The 24,967-nt window shown below is 67.3% G+C and carries 26 protein-coding genes; 12 read left to right on the plus strand and 14 right to left on the minus strand.

The window, feature by feature from the left end:
* Positions 1-696, minus strand: a 696-nt coding sequence (locus tag QMZ25_RS00895; RefSeq protein ID WP_283218981.1) for a tyrosine-type recombinase/integrase, incomplete at its 3' end; no start/stop codon positions are given.
* Between the two features lie 56 nt (positions 697-752).
* On the opposite strand from QMZ25_RS00895, the gene QMZ25_RS00900 reads away from it, so the two are divergent.
* The gene (locus tag QMZ25_RS00900; RefSeq protein WP_065175339.1) at positions 753-1,244 is read left to right on the plus strand and encodes an RDD family protein; all 492 of its coding nucleotides are present in this window, start codon (positions 753-755) and stop codon (positions 1,242-1,244) included.
* Between the two features lie 41 nt (positions 1,245-1,285).
* Here the strand turns inward: QMZ25_RS00900 and lptG are convergent, their stop codons facing one another.
* Together lptG and lptF are read right to left on the minus strand one after the other, a co-directional pair.
* On the minus strand, positions 1,286-2,392 hold the full coding sequence (lptG, locus tag QMZ25_RS00905; RefSeq protein WP_053516943.1) for an LPS export ABC transporter permease LptG: 1,107 nt from the start codon (positions 2,390-2,392) through the stop codon (positions 1,286-1,288).
* Positions 2,389-3,471, minus strand: a complete 1,083-nt coding sequence (lptF, locus tag QMZ25_RS00910) for an LPS export ABC transporter permease LptF (protein ID WP_053516945.1) — start codon at positions 3,469-3,471, stop codon at positions 2,389-2,391. Before lptF ends, lptG begins: the two co-directional genes overlap by 4 nt.
* Positions 3,472-3,575: 104 nt before the next feature.
* Here lptF and QMZ25_RS00915 point away from each other — a divergent pair, with 104 nt between their 5' ends.
* The 4 genes from QMZ25_RS00915 to QMZ25_RS00930 all read left to right on the plus strand — a co-directional run bounded on the left by QMZ25_RS00915 (position 3,576) and on the right by QMZ25_RS00930 (position 9,364).
* Entirely contained in the window at positions 3,576-5,054 is a 1,479-nt protein-coding gene (locus QMZ25_RS00915) for a leucyl aminopeptidase (protein WP_283218982.1), read from the plus strand.
* Positions 5,055-5,136: 82 nt separating this feature from the next.
* Positions 5,137-5,562, plus strand: coding sequence for a DNA polymerase III subunit chi (locus tag QMZ25_RS00920; RefSeq protein WP_004154132.1), 426 nt, complete (start codon positions 5,137-5,139; stop codon positions 5,560-5,562).
* 73 nt (positions 5,563-5,635) lie between these two features.
* On the plus strand, positions 5,636-8,479 hold the full coding sequence (locus QMZ25_RS00925; protein WP_283218983.1) for a valine--tRNA ligase: 2,844 nt from the start codon (positions 5,636-5,638) through the stop codon (positions 8,477-8,479).
* A 63-nt stretch (positions 8,480-8,542) separates the two neighbouring features.
* The gene (locus QMZ25_RS00930; RefSeq protein WP_180875766.1) at positions 8,543-9,364 is read left to right on the plus strand and encodes an EamA family transporter; all 822 of its coding nucleotides are present in this window, start codon (positions 8,543-8,545) and stop codon (positions 9,362-9,364) included.
* A gap of 75 nt (positions 9,365-9,439) precedes the next feature.
* Here the strand turns inward: QMZ25_RS00930 and rimI are convergent, their stop codons facing one another.
* From rimI to pssA, 3 genes are read right to left on the minus strand one after another with little or no spacing between them, the layout of a single operon-like run.
* Complete coding sequence (gene rimI, locus QMZ25_RS00935; protein WP_283218984.1) at positions 9,440-9,937, minus strand: ribosomal protein S18-alanine N-acetyltransferase; 498 nt, start codon at positions 9,935-9,937, stop codon at positions 9,440-9,442.
* Positions 9,934-10,428 (minus strand): hypothetical protein, encoded by a 495-nt coding sequence (locus QMZ25_RS00940; protein WP_283218985.1) that lies wholly within the window; start codon positions 10,426-10,428, stop codon positions 9,934-9,936. Before QMZ25_RS00940 ends, rimI begins: the two co-directional genes overlap by 4 nt.
* Positions 10,425-11,201: a CDP-diacylglycerol--serine O-phosphatidyltransferase gene (gene pssA, locus QMZ25_RS00945; protein WP_053516952.1), complete on the minus strand. Its 777-nt coding sequence runs from the start codon at positions 11,199-11,201 to the stop codon at positions 10,425-10,427. Before pssA ends, QMZ25_RS00940 begins: the two co-directional genes overlap by 4 nt.
* A gap of 80 nt (positions 11,202-11,281) precedes the next feature.
* On the opposite strand from pssA, the gene QMZ25_RS00950 reads away from it, so the two are divergent.
* The 3 genes from QMZ25_RS00950 (at position 11,282) to QMZ25_RS00960 (ending at position 14,414) form a co-directional block, all read left to right on the plus strand.
* Positions 11,282-11,659: a DUF4124 domain-containing protein gene (locus tag QMZ25_RS00950; protein ID WP_074902117.1), complete on the plus strand. Its 378-nt coding sequence runs from the start codon at positions 11,282-11,284 to the stop codon at positions 11,657-11,659.
* Between the two features lie 460 nt (positions 11,660-12,119).
* Positions 12,120-13,811, plus strand: coding sequence for a proline--tRNA ligase (locus QMZ25_RS00955; RefSeq protein ID WP_283218986.1), 1,692 nt, complete (start codon positions 12,120-12,122; stop codon positions 13,809-13,811).
* 222 nt (positions 13,812-14,033) lie between these two features.
* Positions 14,034-14,414 carry an H-NS histone family protein gene (locus QMZ25_RS00960; protein ID WP_053516955.1) on the plus strand — a complete coding sequence of 127 codons (381 nt, stop codon included), beginning with the start codon at positions 14,034-14,036 and terminating at the stop codon, positions 14,412-14,414.
* Positions 14,415-14,468: 54 nt separating this feature from the next.
* Here the strand turns inward: QMZ25_RS00960 and QMZ25_RS00965 are convergent, their stop codons facing one another.
* Positions 14,469-15,728, minus strand: a complete 1,260-nt coding sequence (locus tag QMZ25_RS00965; protein WP_053516956.1) for a threonine/serine exporter family protein — start codon at positions 15,726-15,728, stop codon at positions 14,469-14,471.
* Between the two features lie 92 nt (positions 15,729-15,820).
* On the opposite strand from QMZ25_RS00965, the gene QMZ25_RS00970 reads away from it, so the two are divergent.
* Genes QMZ25_RS00970 through QMZ25_RS00985 form a run of 4 tightly spaced genes read left to right on the plus strand, consistent with a single transcriptional unit; the run spans position 15,821 to position 19,339 of the window.
* Positions 15,821-16,942, plus strand: coding sequence for an ABC transporter permease (locus tag QMZ25_RS00970; RefSeq protein ID WP_053516957.1), 1,122 nt, complete (start codon positions 15,821-15,823; stop codon positions 16,940-16,942).
* A 1-nt stretch (position 16,943) separates the two neighbouring features.
* On the plus strand, positions 16,944-17,771 hold the full coding sequence (locus QMZ25_RS00975) for an ABC transporter ATP-binding protein (protein ID WP_053516958.1): 828 nt from the start codon (positions 16,944-16,946) through the stop codon (positions 17,769-17,771).
* Between the two features lie 3 nt (positions 17,772-17,774).
* On the plus strand, positions 17,775-18,701 hold the full coding sequence (locus QMZ25_RS00980) for an MlaD family protein (RefSeq protein WP_053516959.1): 927 nt from the start codon (positions 17,775-17,777) through the stop codon (positions 18,699-18,701).
* A complete protein-coding gene (locus QMZ25_RS00985; RefSeq protein ID WP_053516961.1) occupies positions 18,698-19,339 on the plus strand; it encodes an ABC-type transport auxiliary lipoprotein family protein in 642 nt (213 codons plus the stop codon). The genes QMZ25_RS00980 and QMZ25_RS00985 overlap by 4 nt, the downstream gene beginning before the upstream one ends.
* 8 nt (positions 19,340-19,347) lie before the next feature.
* Here the strand turns inward: QMZ25_RS00985 and QMZ25_RS00990 are convergent, their stop codons facing one another.
* From QMZ25_RS00990 to rfbB, 7 genes are all read right to left on the minus strand, one after another.
* Entirely contained in the window at positions 19,348-19,935 is a 588-nt protein-coding gene (locus QMZ25_RS00990) for an alpha-ketoglutarate-dependent dioxygenase AlkB (RefSeq protein WP_053516962.1), read from the minus strand.
* Positions 19,936-19,983: 48 nt separating this feature from the next.
* The gene (locus tag QMZ25_RS00995; RefSeq protein WP_053516963.1) at positions 19,984-20,616 is read right to left on the minus strand and encodes a CoA transferase subunit B; all 633 of its coding nucleotides are present in this window, start codon (positions 20,614-20,616) and stop codon (positions 19,984-19,986) included.
* Position 20,617: 1 nt separating this feature from the next.
* Positions 20,618-21,349 (minus strand): CoA transferase subunit A, encoded by a 732-nt coding sequence (locus QMZ25_RS01000; RefSeq protein ID WP_053516964.1) that lies wholly within the window; start codon positions 21,347-21,349, stop codon positions 20,618-20,620.
* A 90-nt stretch (positions 21,350-21,439) separates the two neighbouring features.
* Positions 21,440-22,339 (minus strand): dTDP-4-dehydrorhamnose reductase, encoded by a 900-nt coding sequence (gene rfbD / locus QMZ25_RS01005; protein WP_283218987.1) that lies wholly within the window; start codon positions 22,337-22,339, stop codon positions 21,440-21,442.
* Entirely contained in the window at positions 22,336-22,893 is a 558-nt protein-coding gene (gene rfbC, locus QMZ25_RS01010; RefSeq protein WP_283218988.1) for a dTDP-4-dehydrorhamnose 3,5-epimerase, read from the minus strand. The genes rfbD and rfbC overlap by 4 nt, the downstream gene beginning before the upstream one ends.
* Positions 22,890-23,777 carry a glucose-1-phosphate thymidylyltransferase RfbA gene (gene rfbA / locus QMZ25_RS01015; protein WP_283218989.1) on the minus strand — a complete coding sequence of 296 codons (888 nt, stop codon included), beginning with the start codon at positions 23,775-23,777 and terminating at the stop codon, positions 22,890-22,892. Before rfbA ends, rfbC begins: the two co-directional genes overlap by 4 nt.
* Positions 23,778-23,790: 13 nt before the next feature.
* On the minus strand, positions 23,791-24,846 hold the full coding sequence (gene rfbB, locus QMZ25_RS01020; protein WP_263177250.1) for a dTDP-glucose 4,6-dehydratase: 1,056 nt from the start codon (positions 24,844-24,846) through the stop codon (positions 23,791-23,793).
* Positions 24,847-24,967: the final 121 nt, after the last annotated feature.

Raw genomic sequence — 24,967 nt, forward strand, 5'->3', positions numbered from 1 at the left:
CCCATCGGCGAGTGCCTGCACCCTGCCCTTTCCCACCAGCTGCGGCCGCGAATGCTGCAGGTAACGCTCCAGCCAGTGCTGTGACTCCTCGCCCAGCGGCACCAGCCGCTCCTTGCTGCCCTTGCCGGTCACCCGCAGCACGCCCTGCCGCAGGTTCACCGCCGTTGCCGGCAGCAGTACCAGTTCGCTCACGCGCAGGCCCGCGGCGTACATGAGCTCCAGCATGGCCCGATCGCGCAGCCCCAGCGGACTGCCGACATCCGGCGCGGCCAGCAACGCATCGATCTGGCTTTCGGCCAGCGCCTTGGGCAGCAGTCGTGGCAGCTTCGGCGGATCCAGCAGAGCGCCGGGGTCCTCGCTGCGCTCGCCGCGACGCACGCCATCGGCGAAGAACGCACGCAGCGCCGACAGCAGGCGCGCATTGCTGCGTGGCGACCAGCCATGGCGCGTGCGCCAGGCCAGGTAGTCGAACAACCCGGCGCGTTCGACGCCGGCCAGGCCCCCTTCGCGGCCGTCCAGCCAGCGTGCCAACCCTTCCAGATCGCGACGGTAGCTGTCCAGGGTGGCCCTGGCCAGACCGTTCTCCGCCCAGATGGCATCAAGGAAGCGCTGGATGCGCATGCTGTCGTCGGCACGCAGTGCAGGCAGTTGCTGGACCAGCTGACGGCGCTCGGCGGGGGTGGAAATGACGGCCATGCGTGGAGGATACGAGGGTGACTGCGGACGCGGCCAGCTTTGCGTATGCTCGGCGCATGTCCAGCCCTGCCACCGACGTGTCTTCCACTGCCACGCCCGAGGCGCAGCGCCCCCGTGCGCTGCTGCCGTGGCGCGTGCTGGCGATGGTCTACGACGCGCTGCCCGTGCTCGCGCTGTGGATGCTGGCCGGCACGGCGTTCACCCTGGCCTATACCTTCAGTGGCCATGCACAGCGCGAGAACATCGCGCCCTTCAGTGCCTGGCAATGGCTGTTGTGGGCGGTGTGCTGGGTCGTAACCGGGGCCTATGCAACCGCCAGCTGGCGCCGGGGTGGGCAGACCCTTGGCATGCGGCCGTGGCGGCTGAAACTGGTGTCGGCCGACGGCACCGCGCTGCGGCGCGCGCAGCTGTGGCTGCGGTTCGCCGTGGCAACGCTGTCGTTGCTGCTGGGTGGGCTGGGCTTCTGGTGGGCCCTGCTGGATCGCCAACGCCTGGCGTGGCACGACCGTGCCAGTGGCACGCGTCTGGTGCGGATGCCCAAGCGCTGAAGTGTCCTGCTGGCGCCGGGCATGGCCCGGCGTTGCCGGAATCAGCCCGATTTCCGCCGGAACAGCAGGCCTGACACCACCAGCATCACGATCGGCGGCAGCGCGTAGGCGATGCGGTAATCAAACTTCAGTGCGCCGGCCATGCGCCCGAAGAACAGCTGCAGCAGCCAGAAGCCCAACGCGAACAGGATGCCGAGGAACAGGCGCTTGCCCATGCCACCACTGCGCAGCGAACCAAACGCGAACGGCACGGCGGCCAGGCACAGCGCCAGTACGTTCACCGGATAGAACCAGCGGCTCCAGTACACATCCTCGAAGTCACGCGCATCCAGGCCGTTGCGCTCGCGATAGGCGATGCTCGTGCTCAGTTCGGACACGCTCAGGTTGCGCGGCTTGGCGATACCGGTCGCCAGTGCCGCCGCGTCCAGCTTGGAATTCCAGGGCTCGCGCGCCACTTCCTCGCGCGTTGCCGAGCGCTCGCCGAAGGTATCGCGGCGCACGCCGGTCAATACCCAGCCGTCCTTGTCATGTTCGGCAGTGGCGGCGTGGGTCAGGGATGCGATCCGCCCGTCTTCGGCGATCCGGTACAGGCGGACGTCACGCAGGATCAATCGCGTTCCCGTGTTGCCGACCAGCTGTTCCTCACCGCTCTGCGCGTTGAGGAAAGTATCGCCTTCGCGTGCCCACATGCCGGAATAACGGGCCACGGCCATGTCCTGGCCCCATTTGGCACTCATCTTCAGCGAATCGGCACGGTTCTGCCCCCACGGGCCCAGCGTCTCGGCGCTGAACACCATCACTGCGGTCAGCAGCGACAGGGCAATCGCCACCGACACGCTCAGGCGTTTGCGGGACAGGCCCAGCGCACGCAGCGCGGTCAGTTCGGAGGTCGCCGCCAGCTGGCCCAGCCCCATCAGCGCGCCGATCACCGCTGCGGTCGGGAAGAAGGTGTAGGCGCGGCGTGGCACCGTATACAGCACCCACGCCGCGGCGTGTCCCAGGGTGTAGCCGTTCTTTCCGATGTCCTTGAACTCGCCGGAGAAGGCCATCACCACGTCCAGGCCGGTCAGCACCGCCCAGGTCAACAGCACGGTGCCGAACACCGCGCGCCCGAGGTAGAAATCGAACCGCATCGGTCGCAGCATCATGCGCGGGCCCCCTTGGGCAGGCTCATGCGTCCATCACGCGCATACATCCAGACCGCGAACGCCAGCAGTGGCAGGGTCAGCCACCACAGGCCCAGCATCGCCGGCAGCTTGCCACTGGCGATCCAGCCGGCGCCGATGAACGTCAGGTTGGTGCCGACCATGTAGGCCAGCAGGGCCAGCATCATGCGCCCGTAGCGCTGCTGGCGCGGCGAGCTGCGCCCCAGCGGCACGGTCAGCAGGGCGAACGCCAGGGCGATCAGCGGCGGGGCCAGCCGGCGATGCAGTTCGGCCTGGGCCTGGGTGCGGCCGTCGCCCAGCAGCTGCAGGGTCGACATCAGTTCCGGATCGTCATCCTTGCGGGTCTGCGCACCGTCAGGCAGGGCCACATCGTTGCGGGCGAAGGTGGCCAGCCGGTAATCCAGCGCACCGGCCAGCGGACCCTCGACCTGGTGGCCCTTGTCCAGTTCCAGGAAGCGCTGCCGCTCGCCCTCGAAGTACATGCGGCCGCTGGCGGCAGAGACCACTTCCAGCCGGTCGTCCTTGGCACGCTGCAGGAACACCTTGCCCAGTTGGGTGCCATCGGGCGAAATCGAGGACAGGTAGACCACGCCGCCGTTGGGCAGCGGGGTGAAGCGCCCGGGTTCCAGGCCGGCCATCAGTACGCTGCGGTTGGCGTCCTGGATCATCTGCTCGGCGGTGCGTGAGGCCCACGGCCCCAGCCACAGCGAACAGGCGCCCACCACCGCCACCACCGGCACCACCAGCATCAGCAGCGGCCGCAGCAGGCGCCTGGGGCCCACGCCGATGGCGGTGATCACCGCCATTTCCGAGTCGCGGTAGAGGCGGGCGATCGCCAGCAGCAGGCCCAGCATCAACGCCAGCGGCAGGATCAGCGGCATGTAGACGATGAACTGCAGCGCCAGCTGCGAGAACAGCAGCCTGGCCGGCAGGCGCCCGTCGGCGATGTTGCCGAGGATGTCCACCAGCACGCCGCCCACGCTGACCACCAGCAGGACGATCAGGGTGGCCAGGAAACTCTGGACGAAATCGCCCAGCAGGTAGCGGTCGAGCTTCAACATGGGGCGGTGGTTTAAACTCTGGGGTTCGTTCGCGGTGCCGCCCAGTCTAGCGTCTGGGCGTAAACGGTCCGCGATTGTACGGACTTGCCAATGGAATCTGCTCAATGGCTCTCGAATTCACCCTGAACCACCTCGCCCCGGCCGCCGCCCCCGTTGACTGCCTGGTGGTCGGCGCGTACGCCGACCATACCCTGACTCCGGCTGCACAGGCGCTGGATGCCGCCAGCGGCGGCCGCCTGTCGGCCCTCGCCCAGCGCGGCGACCTGTCCGGCAAGACCGGCGCCACCAGCCTGCTGCACGACCTGCCGGGCGTGGCAGCGCCGCGCGTGCTGGTGGTCGGGCTGGGTGAAGCCGCCCGCTTCGGCGTGCCGCAGTACCTGAAGGCCGTAGGCGACGCCGTTCGCGCGCTGAAGGCAGGCGCCACCCGCAGTGCGCTGTTCACCCTGTCTGAAGTGGCTGCGAAGGAGCGCGATGCGGCCTGGGCGATCCGCCAGGCAGTGATCGCCGCCGATCACGCGGCCTACCGCTACACCGCCACGCTGGGCAAGAAGAAGGCCGATGATGCCGGGCTGGCCCAGCTGGCCATCGCCGGTGACGACGCGCAGGCCCTGGCCCAGGGCCAGGCCATCGCTGCCGGTGTCGAGTTCGCCCGCGAACTGGGCAACCTGCCGCCGAACTACTGCACCCCGGCCTACCTGGCCGAAGTCGGCGTGAAGTTCGCCAGCGAGCATGACGGCGCCGAGGCCGAGATCCTCGACGAGACCCAGATGGAAGCCCTGGGCATGGGCTCGCTGCTGGCCGTGGCCCGTGGTTCGGCCAATCGCCCGCGCCTGGTCGTGCTGAAGTGGACCGGTGCCGGCGATGCCAAGCCCTATGTGCTGGTCGGCAAGGGCATCACCTTCGATACCGGTGGCGTCAATCTGAAGACCCAGGGCGGCATCGAGGAAATGAAGTACGACATGTGCGGCGGCGCCAACGTCATCGGCACCTTCGTCGCTGCGGTCAAGGCCAGGCTGCCGCTGAACCTGGTGGTGGTGGTGCCGGCCGTGGAGAACGCCATCGACGGCAACGCCTACCGCCCGTCCGACGTCATCACCTCGATGTCGGGCAAGACCATCGAAGTCGGCAACACCGACGCCGAAGGCCGCCTGATCCTGTGCGATGCGCTGACCTACGCGCAGCGCTTCGAGCCGGCCGCGCTGGTCGACGTCGCCACCCTGACCGGCGCCTGCATGGTCGCCCTCGGTCACCAGACCGCGGGCCTGATGAGCAAGCACGACGACCTGGCCAACGAGCTGCTGGCCGCCGGCGAGCACGTGTTCGACCGCGCCTGGCGCCTGCCGCTGTGGGATGAGTACCAGCCGATGCTGGATTCGACCTTCGCCGACGTCTACAACATCGGCGGCCGCTGGGCCGGCGCCATCACCGCCGGCTGCTTCCTGTCGCGCTTCGCCGAAGGCCAGCGCTGGGCTCACCTGGACATCGCCGGCGTCGCCAGCGACGAGGGCAAGCGTGGCATGGCCACCGGCCGCCCGGTCGGCCTGCTGAGCCAGTGGCTGCTGGACCAGGCCGCCCGCGCCTGATGCTGTACCAGACCCTGGCCGGCCACCGCCGGCCAGGGCCTCGCCCGGCCAGGCCGGGCCCCCGCCTGTTCCGGACCCTGCCATGCCCCGCGCCGACTTCTACCTGATCGCCAAGCCCCGTTTCCTGACCGAGCCGTTGCGCCTGGTCTGCGAGCTGGCACGCAAGGCCAACGATGCCGGCCTGTTCACCCTGGTGCTGGCGCGCGACCAGGCCCAGGCCGAGGAACTGGACGAACTGCTGTGGGCGTTCGATGACGACGCCTACATCCCGCATCAGATTGCCGGCGAGGACATGGACGAGGAAGAAGCGCTGGTACTGATCGCCGTGCCCGGCACCGAGGCGCCGGCCCGCCCGCTGGTGATCAACCTGCGCGACGACCCCTGGCTGGGCCAGTGCGAGCGCGTGCTGGAAGTGGTCCCGGCCGACCCTGAAGCGCGCGAACCGCTGCGCGAACGGTGGCGCCAGTACAAGGCCGCCGGTTACGACCTGAACAAGCACGACATGTGAGCGCCCCGCGGCCCCCTTGATGGGCCGCCGCCGCGCCCTGATCCTTCAACGATTACCTCCTGGTTCCCCCCGCATGACCCAACTCGCCTCCAGCTACGACCCGAAGTCCTTCGAGACCGACCTCTACGAGGCCTGGGAGAAGGCCGGCCACTTCAAGCCGTCCGGCCAGGGCGAGCCGTACACCATCCTGCTGCCACCGCCGAATGTGACGGGTACGCTGCACATGGGACACGCCTTCCAGCAGACCCTGATGGATGCGCTGGTGCGTTACCACCGCATGCGCGGCTACGACACGCTGTGGCAGGTCGGCACCGACCACGCCGGCATCGCCACCGAGATGGTGGTCAGCCGCAACCTGGCGCTGGAAGGCAAGGGCGAAACCCGTGACTCGCTGGGCCGCGAAGGCTTCATCGGCAAGGTCTGGGAGTGGAAGCAGCAGTCCGGCGACACCATCGAACGACAGATGCGCCGCCTCGGCACGTCGGCCGACTGGTCGCGCAGCACCTTCACCATGGACCCGCAGCCCTCGGCGGCGGTGATCGAGGCCTTCGTGCGCTGGCATGAGCAGGGTCTGATCTACCGCGGCCAGCGTCTGGTCAACTGGGATCCGGTGCTGAAGACCGCCATCTCCGACCTGGAAGTGGAGAGCGCCGAAGAAGACGGTTTCCTGTGGTCGATCGCCTATCAGCTCGATGACGGCCTCAGCTACGAGCACGTCGAGCGCGACGCCGACGGTAACGAAACCCTGCGCGAGACCCGCGATTACCTGGTGGTGGCCACCACCCGCCCGGAGACCCTGCTGGGCGACACCGCCGTGATGGTGCATCCGGAAGACGAGCGGTACGCACACCTGATCGGCAAGACCGTGGTGCTGCCGCTGACCGGCCGCCGCGTGCCGGTGATCGCCGATGATTACGTGGACCGCGCGTTCGGTACCGGCGTGGTCAAGGTCACGCCCGCGCATGACTTCAACGATTACCAGGTCGGGGTGCGCCACAGCCTGCCGATGATCAACCTGTTCACTCCGGTGGCGGCGCTGAATGAGAACGCCCCGGAACGCTTCCAGGGCCTGGACCGCTATGAAGCACGCAAGGCCGTGCTGTCCGAGCTGGAAGACCTGGGCATCCTGGTCGAGACCAAGGCGCACAAGCTGCAGGTGCCGCGCGGCGACCGCACCGGCCAGGTGATCGAGCCGTACCTGACCGACCAGTGGTTCGTGAAGATGGACGAGCTGGCCAAGCGCGGCCTGGAGCTGGTCGAAGGTACCGATGGGAAGCCGGGCAGCATCTCCTTCGTGCCGCCGAACTGGATCAACACCTACCGTCACTGGATGGCCAACATCCAGGATTGGTGCATCAGCCGCCAGCTGTGGTGGGGCCACCGCATTCCGGCGTGGTTCGACGCTGCCACCGGCACCTGCTACGTCGGTCGCAGCGAGGATGAGGTGCGGGCAAAGCACAAGCTCGGCAGCGATGTCGTGCTGAACCAGGAAAGCGACGTGCTGGAAACGTGGTTCTCCTCCCAGCTGTGGCCGTTCTCCACCCTGGGCTGGCCGAACGAACAGGCCATGGCCGAGCGTGGCTTCGACCGCTACCTGCCGTCGTCGGTGCTGGTCACCGGCTTCGACATCATTTTCTTCTGGGTGGCCCGCATGATCATGGCCACCGACAACCTGACCGGAAAGATTCCGTTCAAGGACGTCTACTTCACCGGCCTGATCCGCGACGGACAAGGCCAGAAGATGTCCAAGAGCAAGGGCAACGTGCTGGACCCGCTGGACATCATCGATGGCATCAGCATCGATGACCTGGTCGCCAAGCGCACCGGCGGCCTGATGCAGCCGAAGATGGTGGAGAAGATCGAGAAAGCCACGCGCAGGGAGTTCCCGGACGGCATCGCCGCCCACGGCGCCGACGCGCTGCGCTTCACCATCGCGGCGCTGGCCACCCATGGCCGCGACATCAAGTTCGACATGAACCGTGCCGAAGGCTACAAGAACTTCTGCAACAAGCTGTGGAATGCCAGCCGCTTCGCGCTGATGAACACCGAAGGTGCGGCGTTCAGCGGCGTGCCGACACCGCGCACCGATGCCGAGCGCTGGATCCTTGCACGCCTGGCGGCCACCACCGCTGAAGCGCAGGGCCACTTCGCCGCCTACCGCTTCGACCTGCTGGCGCAGTGCCTGTATGAGTTTGCCTGGAATGCGTTCTGCGACTGGTTCCTCGAACTGAGCAAGCCGGCCCTGAGCGGCAGCGACGCAGCGGATGCCGAAAGCACCCGCCACACCCTGCTGTATGTGCTGGAAGCCCTGCTGCGCCTGCTGCACCCGTTGACGCCGTTCATCACCGAACAGCTGTGGCAGCAGCTCGCCCCGCGCCTGGGCCTGGCCGAAACCACGCTGTCGCTGCGCCCCTACCCGACCGCAGCCGAGTTCCAGGGCGATTTCGCCCAGGCCGAGGCCGACGTCGAATGGCTCAAGGCGGTGATCAGCGCGGTGCGCCGCGTGCGCAGCGAACTGAACGTCGCACCGTCCAGGCTGGTGCCCCTGCGCCTGCAGGCCGGCCAGCAGCAGGATCGTGCCCGCGTCGAACGCTTCAGTGCGTCGCTGTCGTTCCTGCTGAAGCTGGACAGCGTGCAGTGGCTGGGCGAAGGCGGTAGCGCTCCGCCTGCGGCCGCCGCCATCGTCGGTGAGTTGAAGCTGCTGGTGCCGCTGGAAGGCCTGGTCGATCTGGATGCCGAACGTGCACGCCTGGACAAGGAGATCAAGCGCGTGGAAGGCGAGCAGGAGAAGAGCGAAACCAAGCTGGCCCGGTTCACCGACAAGGTGCCGGCTGCGGTGGTCGAGCAGGAGCGCGTGCGCCTGGCCGACTGGAACACCCAGCTGGCCGGCCTGCGCGAACAACGCGCGAAGCTGTAACAGCCGACCGGCGGGTGCGGATCCAGGTCCGCACCCGCCCAGGTCTTTTGGCATCATCAGAGGATGCCGCTTTCGATCTTCCTGCTGGTTCTCGCCGCTGCCGCGCTGCATGCCAGCTGGAACGCCATCGTCAAGCGTGGCGCCGACAAGCTCCTCGGCACCGTGCTCGTCACCGGCAGCGCCGCACTGCTGTCCGCCGCGCTGCTGCCTCTCCTTCCTCTGCCGGACGTGACCAGCTGGCCGTGGCTGGCGGCCTCGGTACTGCTGCAGGTGGTCTATTACGCGCTGGTCGCGCGCTGCTATCAGCAGGTGGACATGAGCCTGGCGTATCCGCTCATGCGCGGTTGCGCACCGATCCTGGTCGCGCTGGCTGGCACCGTGCTCGGCGAATCACTGCCCGCAGCGGCGTGGCTGGGCGTGGCGCTGGTCAGCAGCGGCATCCTGGCCATGGCACTGGGCGCGCGCGCAGGCCAGCTCGGCCTGCCGCTGCTGACGGCGACGATGATCGCAACCTACACCCTGGTCGATGCGCACGGCGCGCGCCTGTCGGGCAGCCCGCTGGCCTACACGTTGTGGCTGTTCCTGCTGTCGGGCATCCCGCTGCCACTGTGGGCGCTGTACACCCGCCGCAGCGCGGTGCTGACCTATGCGCGCCAGCATTGGCCGCTGGGCCTGGCCGGCGGCGTGGGCACCACCGCGTCCTATGCGATGGCACTGTGGGCGATGACCCAGGCACCGGTCGCGATGGTGTCGGCCCTGCGCGAGTCATCGATCCTGTTCGCCCTGCTGATCTCGGCATTCCTGCTGCGCGAACGGATACCGCGCGTGCGCTGGCTGGCGGCGTCGCTGATCGTCAGCGGAGTGCTGGCCCTGCGGCTGGCGTGAGCCACACGTGCCCGCCAAGGTTGGCACCTGCCGCCAGCGCCCGGCCGTACCGGCGGGCAACGCGGCGCATGCCGGTTACAGCGGCGGCATCGTCTGCAGGTCGCCCTCGACCAGCTCGATCGCCATCACCACCGCGTCCTCGCGCCCCTGCGCGGCCGGGTAATAGCGCGGACGCCGGCCGATCTCGTTGAACCCTTCGCTGTGATACAGCGCCAGCGCCGGCGCATTGGACGGGCGCACTTCCAGGAACACACGCTGGGCACCGCGATCACCAGCCAGCTGCACCAGCGCACGCAGCAGCTGCCGCCCCAGCCCGCGTGACTGCATCAGCGGATCGATGCAGATGTTCAGCACATGCGCCTCGTCGGCAGCGATGCTCAGCACGCCGTAGCCGAGCAGCTGGCCATCGCGCTCCATTGCCAGACCGGGATAACCCGCACGCAGGCAATCGATGAAAATGCCGCGGGTCCACGGGAAGGGATAGCCACGCACCTCGATCGCCATCACCTCGGCAAGATCGCTCTCGCGCAGCGCCCGCAGGCGCACCGGACCGGGCTGGCTGACCGCACTCACGGCGCGCCCCGCTTGCGCAGGGCGCGCAGCTGCGGCCACAGCGCGCGCTTGGCGGCTGGATCACGGCGCAGCTGCTCCAACGGCCAGCTGTCCATCAGCGCCTGCGTCGCGGCATCGTTCGGATTGCAGCCGGACGCGCGCAGCAGCGCGATCTGCAGGCGATCAGGCAGACGTACCGCCGGCTGCCGGGTGGTGCCCGCCGAGGCTGCGCGTGCCGCCTGCGGTTCGGTTGCCGACACCACGGCGGGCGCGGTGCGAGGCGGCGGCGACGGACTCCGCGGCTGGCGCGGTGCCGGCTCCACCGCTGCCGGTTCGGGCTGGCGTGACTGAGACTGCGCTGCCGGGCTGGCCGCATCGGCGTCGGCCACGCTCAGCTGCAATGCAGCGTCCAGCTCCGCGGCGAGCTGGCCGTCGTGATAGACGGTATAGCCCATCGCCTGCAGCCAGGCCTGCTGGGCCGGTGACCACAGCACGGGCAGATCCTGGCTCACGCGGCCTCGGACTTCTTGCGCAGGCGCTGCACCGCCCACATCACCGGGCCGGACAGGGCATACAGGATGCCCACGGCGAACAGGACGCGCGGCAGGTCGATCACCGCGATCGCGATGGCCATCGGTACCAGTGCCAGGACCAGGAACGGCACCCGGTCGGATCGGGAATCCTTGGCGGCACCGCCCTTGAAGCTCCAGAAGCGGATGCGGCTGACCATCAGCAGCGCAGCGACCAGCGTCACCGCCAGCGCCACATAGCGCAGCTGATTGCCATCCCAGCCCAGGTTGCCATCGGCGAAGGCCCAGACGAACGACATCATCAGCCCGGCAGCAGCCGGGCTGGCCAGGCCGACGAACCAGCGCTTGTCCACCACCGCGACCTGGGTATTGAAGCGGGCCAGGCGCAGCGCCGCGCATGCGGCGTACAGGAAGGCCACGGCCCAGCCGACACGGCCCAGCAGGGGATCATCGAATTTCAGCCAGGACAGCGACCAGTGGTACATCACCAGTGCCGGCGCCATGCCGAAGCTGACCAGGTCGGCCAGCGAGTCGTACTGCACGCCGAACTCGCTGCTGGTGCCGGTCAGGCGCGCGACGCGGCCATCCAGGCCGTCCATCACCGCCGCCACGAACACCGCGATGCTGGCATTGACGAAATCCCCGTTGGCAGCGGCGATGATCGCGTAGAAGCCCGCGAAAAGGCCCGCAGTGGTGAACAGGTTGGGCAGCAGGTAAATCGTGCGCGAACGCGGCGGCGGTGTGATCGGGTCCATGGAATCCAGTTTAATCGACTTGCCAGCGGTCGGTGCCAATGCTGCAATCGGCGTTCTACGCCCATTCTGCGGAGTTTGCCATGCGTGCCCTGTCCTGCCTGGGATGCCTGCTGCTGTTGGCCAGTACCAGTGCCATGGCCGGCCCCGTCTACAAGTGGAAGGACGCCAACGGCGTCACCCAGTATTCGGAAACCCCGCCAGCAGGCAGGACCTACGAGACCCGGGCGCAGGCGCGCTCGGCGCCATCGGCCGACAGCGCCGAACGCCCGGCCGCACCCGTACCGGAGCAGTGCAGCACCGCCCGTGCCAACCTGGCCCTGCTGGAAGGCTCCGGCCAGGTGATGCAGGACACCGACGGCGACGGCAAGGGCGACACCGTACTGACCGCGGAGCAGCGCACCGCGCAGAAGGGACTGGCTGAAGCCAGCATCAAGGCCTACTGCCCAGCAGCCGGTTGAGTGGTCGGCAGGGCTGCGCCCTGCACCTGCTTCAGGCAACGGCAACGTCAAATGCCAAAGCGGCTCTGGTTTTCTGCTGGTCTGGCGGGGCGGTGTGGGCTGGCAGGACACGCCGTAAAGCCATCCATGGGGCTACATGGAATCCAAAATGGGGTCAGATCCGTTTCCGCAGGAAAACGGATCTGACCCCAAGGCATGTCCTGGCAGGTCGCAGAGATCTGTCGAAAGCGGGGTGGGTCCGGTGGCAGGGGTGTGAGCGGCATGGACGCCGCGACCAAGCCCCCATGGACGGGTTTACGGCGTCCCCTGCCACCGGATCCACCCCGCCATCCCACGCGAAGCCCGCTGTTGCTGTGGCAGTTGAAGTTGCTTGAGGCGGGTGCAGGGCGCAGCCCTGCCGATACCCTCCCCCCGCCCGGGCTGGCAGAATAGGGATCTCTGCCGTAGACCGAAGCCGACGATGCGCCTCTCCCAGTTCCACCTGCACACCACCAAGGAAACCCCCAGCGACGCGGAGCTGACCAGCCACCGCCTGATGCTGCGTGCGGGCATGATCCGCAAGCTCGCCTCCGGCCTGTACACCTGGTCGCCGCTGGGACTGCGCGTGCTGCGCAAGGTCGAACGCATCGTGCGGGAGGAAATGGATCGCGCCGGTGCCGTGGAGTTCCAGATTCCGACCATCCAGCCCAAGGAGCTGTGGGAGCAGACCGGCCGCTGGCAGAAGTTCGGGCCGCAGCTGCTGAAGATCAAGGATCGCAAGGACCAGGTGTTCTGCTACAGCCCGACCGCCGAGGAAGCCGCATGCGACTTCGCGCGCAGCGAACTGTCCAGCTACAAGCAGCTGCCGGTGAACTTCTATCAGATCCAGACCAAGTTCCGCGATGAGATCCGCCCGCGCTTCGGCGTGATGCGTGCACGCGAATTCCTGATGAAGGACGCCTATTCGTTCCACCTGCACGATGAGTGCCTGGTGCGCGAGTACGAGAACATGAAGGCCGCCTACAGCCGCATCTTCACCCGGCTGGGCCTGGACTTCCGCATGGTGCAGGCCGATTCCGGCGCGATCGGTGGCGACGCGTCGCAGGAATTCCATGTGATCGCCGATTCGGGCGAGGACGCGCTGGTGTTCTCCACCGGCTCGGACTACGCGGCCAACATGGAAGCGGCGATCGCCGCGGAACCGGCACCGCGCGCGGCAGCCGGCGAGACGATGCGCAAGGTCGAGACCCCCACCCAGAAGACCTGCGAGGACGTTGCCGCCCTGCTCGGCATCGCCCTGCAGCGCACGGTGAAGTCGGTGGCGCTGATGACCGCCGAAGGGTTCGTGCTGGTGCTGGTCCGTGGCGACCACGAGGTCAACGAGATCAAGCTGGGCAAGGTTCCCGGCCTGGAAGAGCAGCGCTTTGCCAGCGAAGCAGAGATCGCCGAGTACCTGGGCAGCGTGCCCGGCTTCCTCGGCCCGGTTTCACCGGCCAAGGCGATCCGCGTGGTGGCCGACCGCGAAGTGGCGGCGATGTCCGATTTCGTGGTCGGTGCCAATGAAGCGGGCTTCCACCTGGCTGGAGTCAACTGGGGCCGCGACCTGCCGGAACCGGAAGTGGTCGATATCCGCAACGTGCGTGCCGGTGACCGTGCGCTGGACGGCGGCGAGTTGAAGATCGCCCGTGGCATCGAAGTCGGCCACGTGTTCCAGCTTGGCCGCAAGTACGCCGAAGCACTGGACGCCACCGTACTGGACGAGAACGGCAAGGCCGCAGTGATGGCAATGGGCTGCTACGGGATCGGCATCTCGCGCGTGGTCGCTGCCGCGATCGAACAGAATCATGACGATGCCGGCATCATCTGGCCGGACGCGATGGCGCCGTGGCAGGTGGTGGTGTGCGTCATCAACCCCAAGGGCGATACCGCTGTGGCCGAAGCCGCTGCCGGCCTGCTGCAGGAACTGCGCGATGCCGGTCTCGATGCCGCGCTGGATGATCGCGGGCTGCGCCCGGGTGCGATGTTTGCCGACATGGAGTTGATCGGCATCCCGCATCGCGTGGTGGTCAGCGAGCGCGGCCTGGCGGCCGGCACGTACGAGTACCGCTCGCGACGTGCAAGCGAAGCCGAAAGCCTGGATAAGGCTACCCTGCTGCAACGCCTGCAGGGTTGAGTGACCGGACCGGGGCATGCCCCGGTCTTTTTCTTTGCACCGGCGGTGGGCCGGTGAATATGCAGCTGGACATAATCCGGTCAAAATGGTCACGATGCAGTCGGTCCATCGCCATACCCTGACCTGCATGATTTGTACTGGATTTAATTCATCATTATCCTGTGCGCCGACGCCACGGACCGGCTCGTCCCTGTCCCTTATTAGTTTCCGGAGTAACCGTAGATGAGCATCGACCTGACCGGCCTGTCGGCACGCGAGCTGGGCGCATTGATCCGCACCGCGAAAAAGCAGCAGACCATCGTCGCCAAGCGTCGCCCGATCGCCAAGGTGCGGGCCCAGCTGAGCAAGCTGGCCAAGACCGAGGGTTACACCATCGAGGAGTTGTTCGGTACCGCTACCACGGCTGCCAAGCCACGCGCCCGCAAGGCAGCGGCGCCGTCCAAGACCGCCGGCCGCAAGCTGGGCAAGGTCGCCCCGAAGTACCGCAACCCGGCCAACCCGAAGGAAACCTGGACCGGCCGTGGCAAGCAGCCGCGCTGGATGGCCGAGCTGACCGCCAAGGGCAGCAAGAAGCCGGAAGATTTCCTGATCAAGAAGGCCTGAGGCCGGATCGGAAAGAATGAAGAACGCCGGCGCAAGCCGGCGTTCTTCATTCCATCACAACGTCTTGCGCGCCGGCATCAAGAGGTTGCCGAACAGCAGGCCCGCCACCAGTGCCATCACCACGTTGAGCACGGTCAGGAACACGCTCTGGCCGGCACCGACATCCTGCTGCTGGACGAGCGTCAGCACGCCACGCAGGCTGGTGCTGCCAGGGACCATCATGATGATGCCCGGCAGGCGGATGATCGCACCCGGACGCCCGGCCAGCCGACCGAACAGGTTGCCACCGGCGGTCAGCACCATCGCCGACAGGAAGATGCCTGCCGGTGCCCCCCAGGCGTGCCCGCCAAACTTGGAAATGGCATAGCCGGCCACGGACGCGGCAATCACCCAGGGATAATCGCGACGGCTGGCCTTGAACAGCATCGCGAAGGCGAAGGCCGCGGTCAGCAGCGACCCCCACTCCACCCACGGTCCCTGCGGTCGCGAGGCACGGATCACCGGGTCCAGGCCCAGCACATCGGCCAGGGTCACCGCGATCATCGCGCCGACGCTCAGTTTCATGATCGTGGTCAGCGCACCGGCAAACCGCGCGGTGCCTGACACCCAGTGCTGGCTGGCCAGTTCGTTGACCGCATTGGTCAGCGACATGCCGGGCAGCAGCACCACCAGCGAGGCGATGATCACCGTGTTGAGGTTGAGCGCGCCGACAAACGAAGCGACCAAGGTGGCAACCAGGCCGGCCAGCAGCGCGGCCAGCGCCTCGGCGGCCTCGCGGGTCGCCGGGCGACGGTCGGTGACCATGCCGAGCAGGCCGATCATCAGGCCGATGACACCGGCGGTGGCGATGTCCAGCCAGGGCAGCTTCCACATGCCGGCGACGCCGGCCGCGCCGAGCGTGAACGAGAGAATGGTGCGGAGCTTGCCGCGACGGCCGGGATCCTTGTCCAGCTGACGCAGCGCGGTGTGCCCCTGCGCGATGCTCATCCGCCCGTTGGCCACTTCCTCGGCGATCCGGTCGGCGACACTGAGCTTGTGCAGGTCGTTCTCGCCCGGTGCCAGGCGGATCACGCGGGTGATGTCGCTGGAGCCGATCGCCTGGGCCGGGTCGCTGAAGCTGAGGATGATGCCGGTGGGGTTAGACCACGGTTCACAATCGAGATCGAGCTGTTTTGCCAGTGCGACCACGGCCGTTTCCAGACGCTGGGCCGTGGTGCCGTAGCTGTGGAGGCGGCCGGCGATCTCGGAAACGAAGGCCACGCGCTGCGCGTAGGTGGCCTGGGGCGTGGGGATCGTGTGAGCGTCTGCGGACATGCGCCGTAGTATTACCTAGGCCGGGCCCCGCCGGAGGAATTCATCCTGGTTCAACGCGAAGCACAATACAGAACGGTTATGCTGCGACCCGAATGGCCCACGTGACCCAGAACCTCGCCCCCCAGCTCGAACAGGACGCCCACGACCCCGGGCTGATCCGCCTGTCCGGCCACTGGACCTTGAAGACCGCGCTGGCCGCGGCCGAGGTGCTGCGCGCCGTTCCCGACAAACTGACCGGCATTGACGCCACGGGCATCGAGCAGCTGGATTCGGCCGGCGTACTGCAGCTGTTGCGCGTGGCCCATCGCGCCGACCTCGGTGAGGATGCGCTGCAGTTCCGGCCGGATCACCAGGCCCTGGTGTGCACCATCGAGGAAGTGGCCGACGATCGGCCCAAGCCCAAGCGCGACTTCGGCGTGCTGGCCGCGCTGGAACGGCTGGGCGTCAGCATGCATGGCACCGGCCACAACATCGTGGCCCTGGCCAGCTTCCTCGGCGAGGCGATGGTCAAGACCGCTCGCCTGGTCAAGCAGCCGCGGCGCTTCCGCCTCACCGCCACCGTGCACCAGATGGAACAGGTGGGCCTGGACGCCGTGCCGCTGGTGGCGCTGCTGTCCTATCTGGTCGGTGCGGTGATCGCGTTCCTGGGCTCGACCATCCTCCGCGACTTCGGCGCGGAGATCTACGTGGTCGAGCTGGTCAACATCGCCTTCCTGCGCGAGTTCGCCGTGCTGCTGACCGCGATCGTGCTGGCCGGCCGCACGGCAAGCGCGTTCACCGCGCAGATCGGCGCGATGAAGGCCCGCGAGGAGATCGATGCGATGCGCACGCTGGGCCTGGACCCGATCGACCTGCTGGTACTGCCGCGCCTGTTCGCGCTGCTGGTGACCCTGCCGCTGCTGACCTTCATCGCGATGATTGCCGGCCTGGCCGGCGGCATCACGGTCGGCGCGTTCGATCTGGACATTCCGCCGCAGATGTACATCGCGCGGATGCACGACACGATGGAGGTGCGGCACATGCTGGTCGGCCTGTCCAAGGCGCCCGTCTTCGCGGTGGTGATCGGCCTGATCGGCTGCCTGGAGGGCCTGAAGGTCACCGGCACCGCGCAGTCGGTCGGCGAGCGCACCACATCCAGCGTGGTGCAGACCATCTCGCTGGTGATCATCATCGACGCCTTTGCGGCGTTGTGGTTCATGCATATGGACTGGTGACATGAACACGACCTCCGGTTCCGGCACCTTCGAGATGCGTGATGACGATGGCCATGACCTGGCCATCCGCGTGCGCGGGCTGGTCAACCGCTTCGGCAGCCAGACCGTCCATGAGGACCTCGACCTGGACGTGCGGCGCGGCGAGATCCTCGGCGTCGTCGGCGGCTCGGGCACCGGCAAGTCCGTGCTGATGCGCTCGATCCTGGGCCTGCGCGTACCGGATGAAGGACAGATCGAAGTGCTCGGCCGCGATGCGCGTGCCGACGATGCCGAAAGCCGGCTGCATATCGAGCGCAACACCGGCGTGCTGTTCCAGGATGGCGCGCTGTTCTCCTCGCTGACCGTCGGCGAGAACGTGCAGGTTCCGCTGAAGGAGCATCATCGCGACCTTCCCGAACGCTGGCACTACGAGCTGGCACTGCTGAAGGTGAAGCTGGCCGGCCTGCCCGCCGATGCGATCAACAAGCTGCCCTCGCAGCTGTCCGGCGGCATGCGCAAGCGTGCCGGCCTGGCCCGCGCGCTGGCACTGGACCCGCCGCTGCTGTTTCTGGACGAACCGACCGCCGGCCTGGACCCGATCGGCGCGGCGGCCTTCGACCGGCTGATCAAGACCCTGCAGGAAGCGCTGGGCCTGACCGTGTTCCTGATCACCCATGACCTGGACACGCTGTACGCCATCTGCGACCGCGTCGCCGTGCTGGCCGATCACAAGGTGATCGCCAACGCACCGCTTGCGGAAATCGAGAAACTGGATCATCCGTGGATCCAGGAATACTTCCACGGACCACGTGCGCGTGCCGCGCGTGGTGAACAGATCGAGAGTGCCTGAGCCATGGAAACCAAAGCCAACTACGTGCTGATCGGCGCGTTCACCCTGATCACCGGCCTGGCCCTGCTGGCCTTCGGCCTGTGGGCGGCCAAGTACTCATCCGACCGCACCTGGCAGGAATACCGCGTGGTGTTCCGCGAGGCGGTGACCGGCCTGTCGGTCGGCAGCCCGGTGCAGTACAACGGCATCGCGGTCGGCTCGATCATCGAGCTGAACCTGGTACCGGACGATCCGCGCCAGGTGGTGGCGCGCATCCGCCTGAACTCCACCACGCCGGTGAAGACCGATACCCGTGCCAAGCTGGCGATCACCAGCCTGACCGGTCCGTCGATCATCCAGCTCAGCGGTGGCACGCCGCAGTCGCCGGCACTGACCACGGTCAACAAGGACCCGGCGCCGATCATCCCGACCACGCCTTCGGCACTGCAGAACATCACCGATGTGGCCAACCGCATCGTCGAGCGCATGGACCAGATCCTCAGCGATCGCAACGTGGCGTCGATCAACGCGACCCTGGCCAACCTGGAAACCATCAGCGGCGGACTGGCCGACCGCGACCAGGGCACACAGGCGCTGCTGCTCAGCGCGCGCGATGCCGCACGCAGCCTGGACACCACGCTGAAGACCACCAACGGCACCATCGAGCGCCTCGACAGGAACCTGGTGCAGCAGCTGCCGGGCATCATCGACAAGCTCGACGCTACCCTGGTCAAGCTCGATTCGGCTGCCGGCAATGCCGATTCGATCCTTGGCGAGAACCGCGCCGCGATCAACAGCTTCGCCAATGACGGGCTCGGCCAGCTGGGCCCGACCCTGACCGAACTGCGTGGCCTGATCCGCGACCTGCGCCGGGTCAGCGACCGCCTCGAGAACAACCCCGCGCGCTATCTGCTCGGCCGCGATGCCCCGAAGGAGTTCGAACCCAAATGAGCCCGACCCTCTTCCCACGCCTGCTGCTGCCAGGCCTGGCCCTGGCGCTGCTGTCGGGCTGCTCGATCCTCGGCAGCGGCGACAAGAATCCCGTCACCCTGTACTCGCCTGCCGTGCAGGTGAAGGTCGATCCCAGCTGGCCCCAGGTCGCCTGGCAGCTGGTGCTGGCCAAACCCAGCGCGGCGCGCATGGTCGACAGCCCGCGCATCAACGTGCGTCCCACGCCGTCGGAGCTGGAGATCTACAGGGGTGCCAGCTGGGCCCAGCCGGCCACCGACATGATCGAGGACACGCTGCTGCGCGGTTTCGAGGACTCCGGCCGCATCAACGGCGTGGCCCGCACCGCCGCCGGTATCCGCGCCGATTACAAGCTGTCCACGGACATCCGTCGTTTCGAATCGGACTACCAGGGCCAGACCACGCCGACGGTGGTGATCGAACTCAATGCCAAGCTGATCCACGTGGCCGACCAGCGCGTGGTCGCTGATCGCACCTTCCGCCAGGCGCAGCCCGTTGGCAGTACCGATGTGCCGGCGGTTGCGGCGGCGTTCGAACGTGGCCTGCAGCAGATCGCGCAGGACGTGGTCGGCTGGACGCTGGTCAGTGGGCAGAACGACAGCGCCGCAGCACCGCGCTGATCCCTCGCTCAGCGCGGCGTGATCCAACGGAATGTCAGGTTGATCCGCTCGCCCTGGGCCCGCGCCATCTTCGGCAACGCGTGCTGATAGAAGCGCTGGGTGCTGCCGGCCATCAACAGCAGATCGCCATGGCCCAGCAGGAACTCCGCCTTGCGTGCCGGCTCGTCGCGTCGTCGCAGCAGGAAACGCCGCGCCGCACCCAGGCTCAGTGAAGCGATCACCGGCGCCGGTCCCAGTTCGGGTTCGTCGTCGCTGTGCCACCCCATGTAATCGCCACCATCGCGGTATCGATTGAGCAGCACGCTGTTGAACCGGCCGATACCCTCTTCCTGCAATCGCACGCGCAGCGCCTGCAAAGCCGGCAGCCAGGGCCGCGGGACGAACTCGGCGCCGGAATACCGGTAGCGCGCCTGCGGATCGCCGATCCAACTGCTCAGCCGCGGCGAATCCACCCAGTGACCGAACATCCGGATGCGGTGCACATCCCAGGCCACCTGTTCGCCCAGTGTCCGCTGCAGCGCATCCGCCCGATCCGGCAGCAGCCAGCCCGGAACATGACGGACGTCGGCATCGGGCAGTTCGTGTGGAAACAGCATCGGGATCGCCAGGCAGTGTCGGGGCGGCACGAGGCCGCCCCGCCGGACTCAGGCACGCCGGAACGGCACGCCGGTCTTTTCCTTCAGTTCGTCCTCGCCAACCCCCGGCGCGGTCTCCACCAGCACCAGACCGGCATCGGTCACGTCGAACACAGCCAGATCGGTGATGATGCGGTCGACCACGCCCACGCCGGTCAACGGCAGCGTGCATTCGGCCAGCACCTTGTGCTCGCCGTTCTTCGCGGTGTGCTCCATCAGCACCACCACGCGCTGCACGCCGGCCACCAGGTCCATCGCGCCGCCCATGCCCTTGACCATCTTGCCGGGCACCATCCAGTTCGCCAGATCGCCCTTGTCGGTCACCTGCATCGCGCCAAGAATGGCCAGATTGATGTGGCCGCCACGGATCATGGCGAAACTGTCATGGCTGCCGAAGTAGCTGGCACCGGCGCGCGCGGTCACGGTCTGCTTGCCGGCGTTGATCAGGTCGGCATCGACCTCGGCTTCGGTCGGGAACGGGCCGATGCCAAGCAGGCCGTTCTCGGATTGCAGCCACACGTCCACGCCCTCGGGAATGTGGTTGGCGACCAGGGTCGGCAGGCCGATGCCCAGGTTCACATAGGCACCGTCGGTCAGTTCACGGGCGGCGCGGGCCGCCATCTCATCGCGGGTCCACGCCATGTCAGTTGCCCTCCGCACGCACGGTGCGCTGCTCGATTCGCTTTTCAGGATGCGCGTTGTGCACGATGCGATGCACATAGATCCCCGGCAGATGCACCTGGTCCGGATCGATCGCACCGACCGGCACCACCTCTTCCACTTCGGCGATGCACACCTTGCCGGCCATCGCGCAGGCAGGATTGAAATTGCGCGCGGTCTTGCGGAACACCAGGTTGCCGGCTTCGTCGGCCTTCCACGCCTTCACCAGGGCAACGTCGGCACGCAGCGCGGTTTCCAGCACATAGTGCCTGCCGTCGAATTCGCGGGTCTCCTTGCCTTCGGCCACCACCGTGCCGTAGCCGGTGGCAGTGAAGAAGGCAGGAATTCCGGCGCCGCCGGCACGCAGGCGCTCGGCCAGGGTGCCCTGTGGATTGAATTCCAGCTCCAGCTCACCGGCCAGGAACTGGCGCTCGAACTCCTTGTTCTCGCCCACGTACGACGAAATCATCCTGCTGATCTGGCGTGTTTCCAGCAGTTGGCCCAGGCCGAAGCCATCGACGCCGGCGTTGTTGGAGATCACGGTCAGGCCCTTGACTCCACTGTCGCGCAAGGCTGCGATCAGTGCCTCGGGTATGCCACACAGGCCGAAGCCGCCGACGGCCAGCGTCTGGCCATCGGCGACCACGCCCTCCAGCGCCTGGGCCGCGCTGGCATAGCGCTTGCTGCGCTTGCCGCCGGTATTGGACTTGTCCATCGCTTTGCTGTCCCACACGGTAAGGATGCCCGCATTCTAGCGGCACACCCGCATCCGGCTGGGATGCGCCGCAGCAATTGCGGCGTGCCCTCAGCCGCGCGCGATCGCGGCCATGACCTGCTTCAGGCCGTCCTGCCACGGCGGCAGCACGATGCCCAGCGCCTGCTGCAGGGCGCTGTTGTCCAGCACCGACCAGGCCGGCCGCCGCGCCGGGGTCGGATACTCGGCACCCGGAATCGCTTCAACCACCGGCACCCTGTGCAGGACACCGGTTGCCAGCGCTTCGGCGAAGATCGCTTTAGCGAAGCCGTGCCAGCTGGTCTGGCCACTGGCGGTGAGGTGCCAGGTACCGGAGAGCGCGGCAGGATGCTGCAGCGCGAGCGCGGTGACATCGGCGATCAGCGCAGCCGGCGTCGGCGTGCCGATCTGGTCGGCCACCACACGCAGATGGTCGCGCTCTGCGGCCAGGCGCAGCATCGTGCGCAGGAAGTTCGCGCCGTGCTCGGCATACACCCATGCGGTACGGAAGATCAGGTGGCGGCCACCGGCAGCGCGCACGGCGTCTTCGCCATCGCGCTTGCTGGTGCCATACACACCCAGCGGCGCCGTCGGCTCGTCCTCGCGATAGGGCGCGGAACCTTCGCCGTCGAACACGTAGTCGGTGGAGTAATGCACGAACGGCACGCCCTGCGCCTGGCACCAGCGCGCGATCACGCCCGGGGCCTGCGCATTGGCGGCGAAGGCGGCCTCGATGTCCCGCTCGGCGCGATCCACGGCGGTATAGGCCGCCGCATTGACCACCACCGATGGCTGCACGCGATCCAGCAGCGCCGGCAGGCTCGCGGGCTGGCCGAAGTCCGCCGTCTCGCAGGGGCTGCCATCAGGCAGCCGGCCACTGCGGGTGGTGGCGACCACCGGCCCCAACGGCGCCAGCGCGCGCAGCAGCTCCTGGCCGACCTGGCCGTTGCCACCCAGCACGAGAACCGTCATGGCGCGAAGACCGGCAGACGTTCCTCGGCGATGTCCTTCAGGAACGGCGCATGTTCGTCCTTGGGCGAGAGCGTCGGCGCGCCTACCGGCCAGTCCACTGCGATGTCCGCGTCGTTCCAGCGCACTCCGGCATCGGCTTCCTTCACGTACACATCGGTACACAGGTAGTGGAACAGCGCGGTGTCGGACAGCACGGCAAATCCGTGCGCGAAGCCTTCCGGAATCCAGAACTGGCGCTTGTTCTGCGCGCTCAGCACCACTGCTTCCCACTGGCCGAAGGTGGGCGATCCGCGGCGGATATCGACGGCCACGTCGTACACCTCGCCTTCCAGCACGCTCACCAGCTTGCCCTGCGGTCGCGGCCACTGGTAATGCAGGCCGCGCAGCACGCCCTTGCTCGATGAGGAGACATTGCTCTGCACGAAGCGGTCGGGCAGGCCCAGCTGGCCGAATCGCGCCGCGTTCCAGCCTTCGAAGAAGAAGCCGCGCTCGTCACCGAACACCACCGGTTCAATCACCACGCATCCCGGCAACCGGGTTTCAATCACTTTCACGGAACCACTCCACGCAATGCGAGTGTGTGCAGGTACTGGCCGTAGCCATTCTTGATCAACGGGGCAGCCAGCGCTTCCAGCTGCTCGGCATTGATCCAGCCCTGCCCGAACGCCACTTCTTCCGGACAGCAGACCTGCAGGCCCTGGCGCGTCTGGATGGTCTCGATGAAGTTGGACGCTTCCAGCAGCGACTGGTGAGTGCCGGTATCCAGCCATGCATAGCCACGCCCCAGCGCCTCCAGATGCAGGCTGCCCGCACCGAGATAGCGCTGGTTGAGATCGGTGATTTCCAGCTCGCCGCGCGGCGAAGGCCTCAGCTCGGCCGCATAATCGCTGGCGTTGCCATCATAGAAATACAGGCCGGTGACCGCGTAGTTGGAACGCGGGTTCTGCGGCTTTTCGACCAGGCCGACAACCCGGCCGTCCTTGTCGAATTCGGCCACGCCGTAACGCTCGGGATCGTTGACCCAGTAGCCGAACACGGTCGCGCCATCGGTGCGGGCGTCGGCCCGCCGGAGCACGTCGCGCAGGCCGTGGCCATGGAAGATGTTGTCGCCGAGGACCAGGCAGCTGGGCTTGCCGGCGACGAACTCGCGGCCGATCAGATACGCCTGCGCCAGCCCATCCGGACTGGGCTGCACGGCGTACTGGATGTCCATGCCCCATTGCGAGCCATCACCCAGCAGCTGCTGGAACAGGGCCTGCTCATGCGGGGTGTTGATGATCAGCACTTCCCGGATGCCGGCCAGCATCAGCACGCTGAGCGGGTAGTAGATCATCGGCTTGTCGTACACGGGCAACAGCTGCTTGCTGACGCCCTTGGTGATCGGATACAGCCGGGTGCCGGATCCGCCGGCGAGGATGATGCCTTTGCGTTGGGTCATGATGTCTCCCGAATTAGACGGCGGTGCCGATGCGCTGCAGGCGGTAGCTGCCATCGAGCACGCCGTTGACCCATTCCTGGTTTTCCAGGTACCAGTCGACGGTGAAGGCGATGCCCTGTTCGAAGGTGTAGGCCGGCTGCCAGCCGAGGTCGTTCTTCAGCTTGCTGGCATCGATCGCGTAACGGCGATCATGGCCGGGGCGATCGGCCACATGGGTGATCTGGCTGCTGCGCGGCTGGCCGTCAGCGCGCGGACGGCGCTGATCCAGCAGGGCGCAGATCGCATGCACCACCTCGATGTTCTGCCGTTCCGAATTGCCGCCCACATTGTAGGTCTCGCCCACCCGGCCCTTGGCCAGCACGGTGCGGATCGCCTCGCAGTGATCTGACACGAACAGCCAGTCACGCACCTGCCTGCCGTCGCCGTAGACCGGCAGCGGTTCGCCGGCCAGCGCCTTGGCGATCACCAGCGGAATGAGCTTTTCCGGGAAGTGGTAGGGGCCGTAGTTGTTGGAGCAGTTGGTGGTCAGCACCGGCAGCCCGTAGGTGTGGTGGAACGCACGCACCAGGTGATCGGACGCGGCCTTGGACGCCGAGTACGGCGAGTTCGGCGCGTACGGGGTGGTCTCGCTGAACGCGCCGGTCTCGCCCAGCGTGCCGTACACCTCGTCGGTGGACACATGCAGGAAGCGGAACGCTGCGCCGCGCTCGGCCGGCAACGCCTTCCAGTAGTCGCGCACCGCTTCGAGCAGGCCCAGGGTCCCCACCACATTGGTCTGGATGAAGGCGCCGGGGCCATCGATGGAGCGATCAACGTGGCTCTCGGCCGCGAAGTTCAGCACCGCGTCGGGCTGATGCTCGGCGAGCAGGCGGGCGACCCGCTCACGGTCACCGATGTCGCCGTGCACGAACACGTGGTCCGGGTTGCCTTCCAGGCTGGACAGCGTCTGCAGGTTGCCGGCATAGGTCAGTGCATCGAGGTTGACGACCTTGACGCCACGGGCCACAGCCTCGAGGACGAAATTGCCGCCAATGAACCCGGCGCCGCCGGTGACAATCCATGTAGGCACTACCTGATCTCCTGTGTTGTTGATTCAACCGCGGCGCCCGACGGCAGCCTGCGAAGCGCCACAGCATACATCGGGCTTCCTGCCGGACTGCGTGCCGCAGGTGAACGGCACCCCGCATCGG

It is taken from the genome of Stenotrophomonas sp. RS-48, assembly GCF_030053245.1.
GTDB lineage: Bacteria > Pseudomonadota > Gammaproteobacteria > Xanthomonadales > Xanthomonadaceae > Stenotrophomonas > Stenotrophomonas maltophilia_P.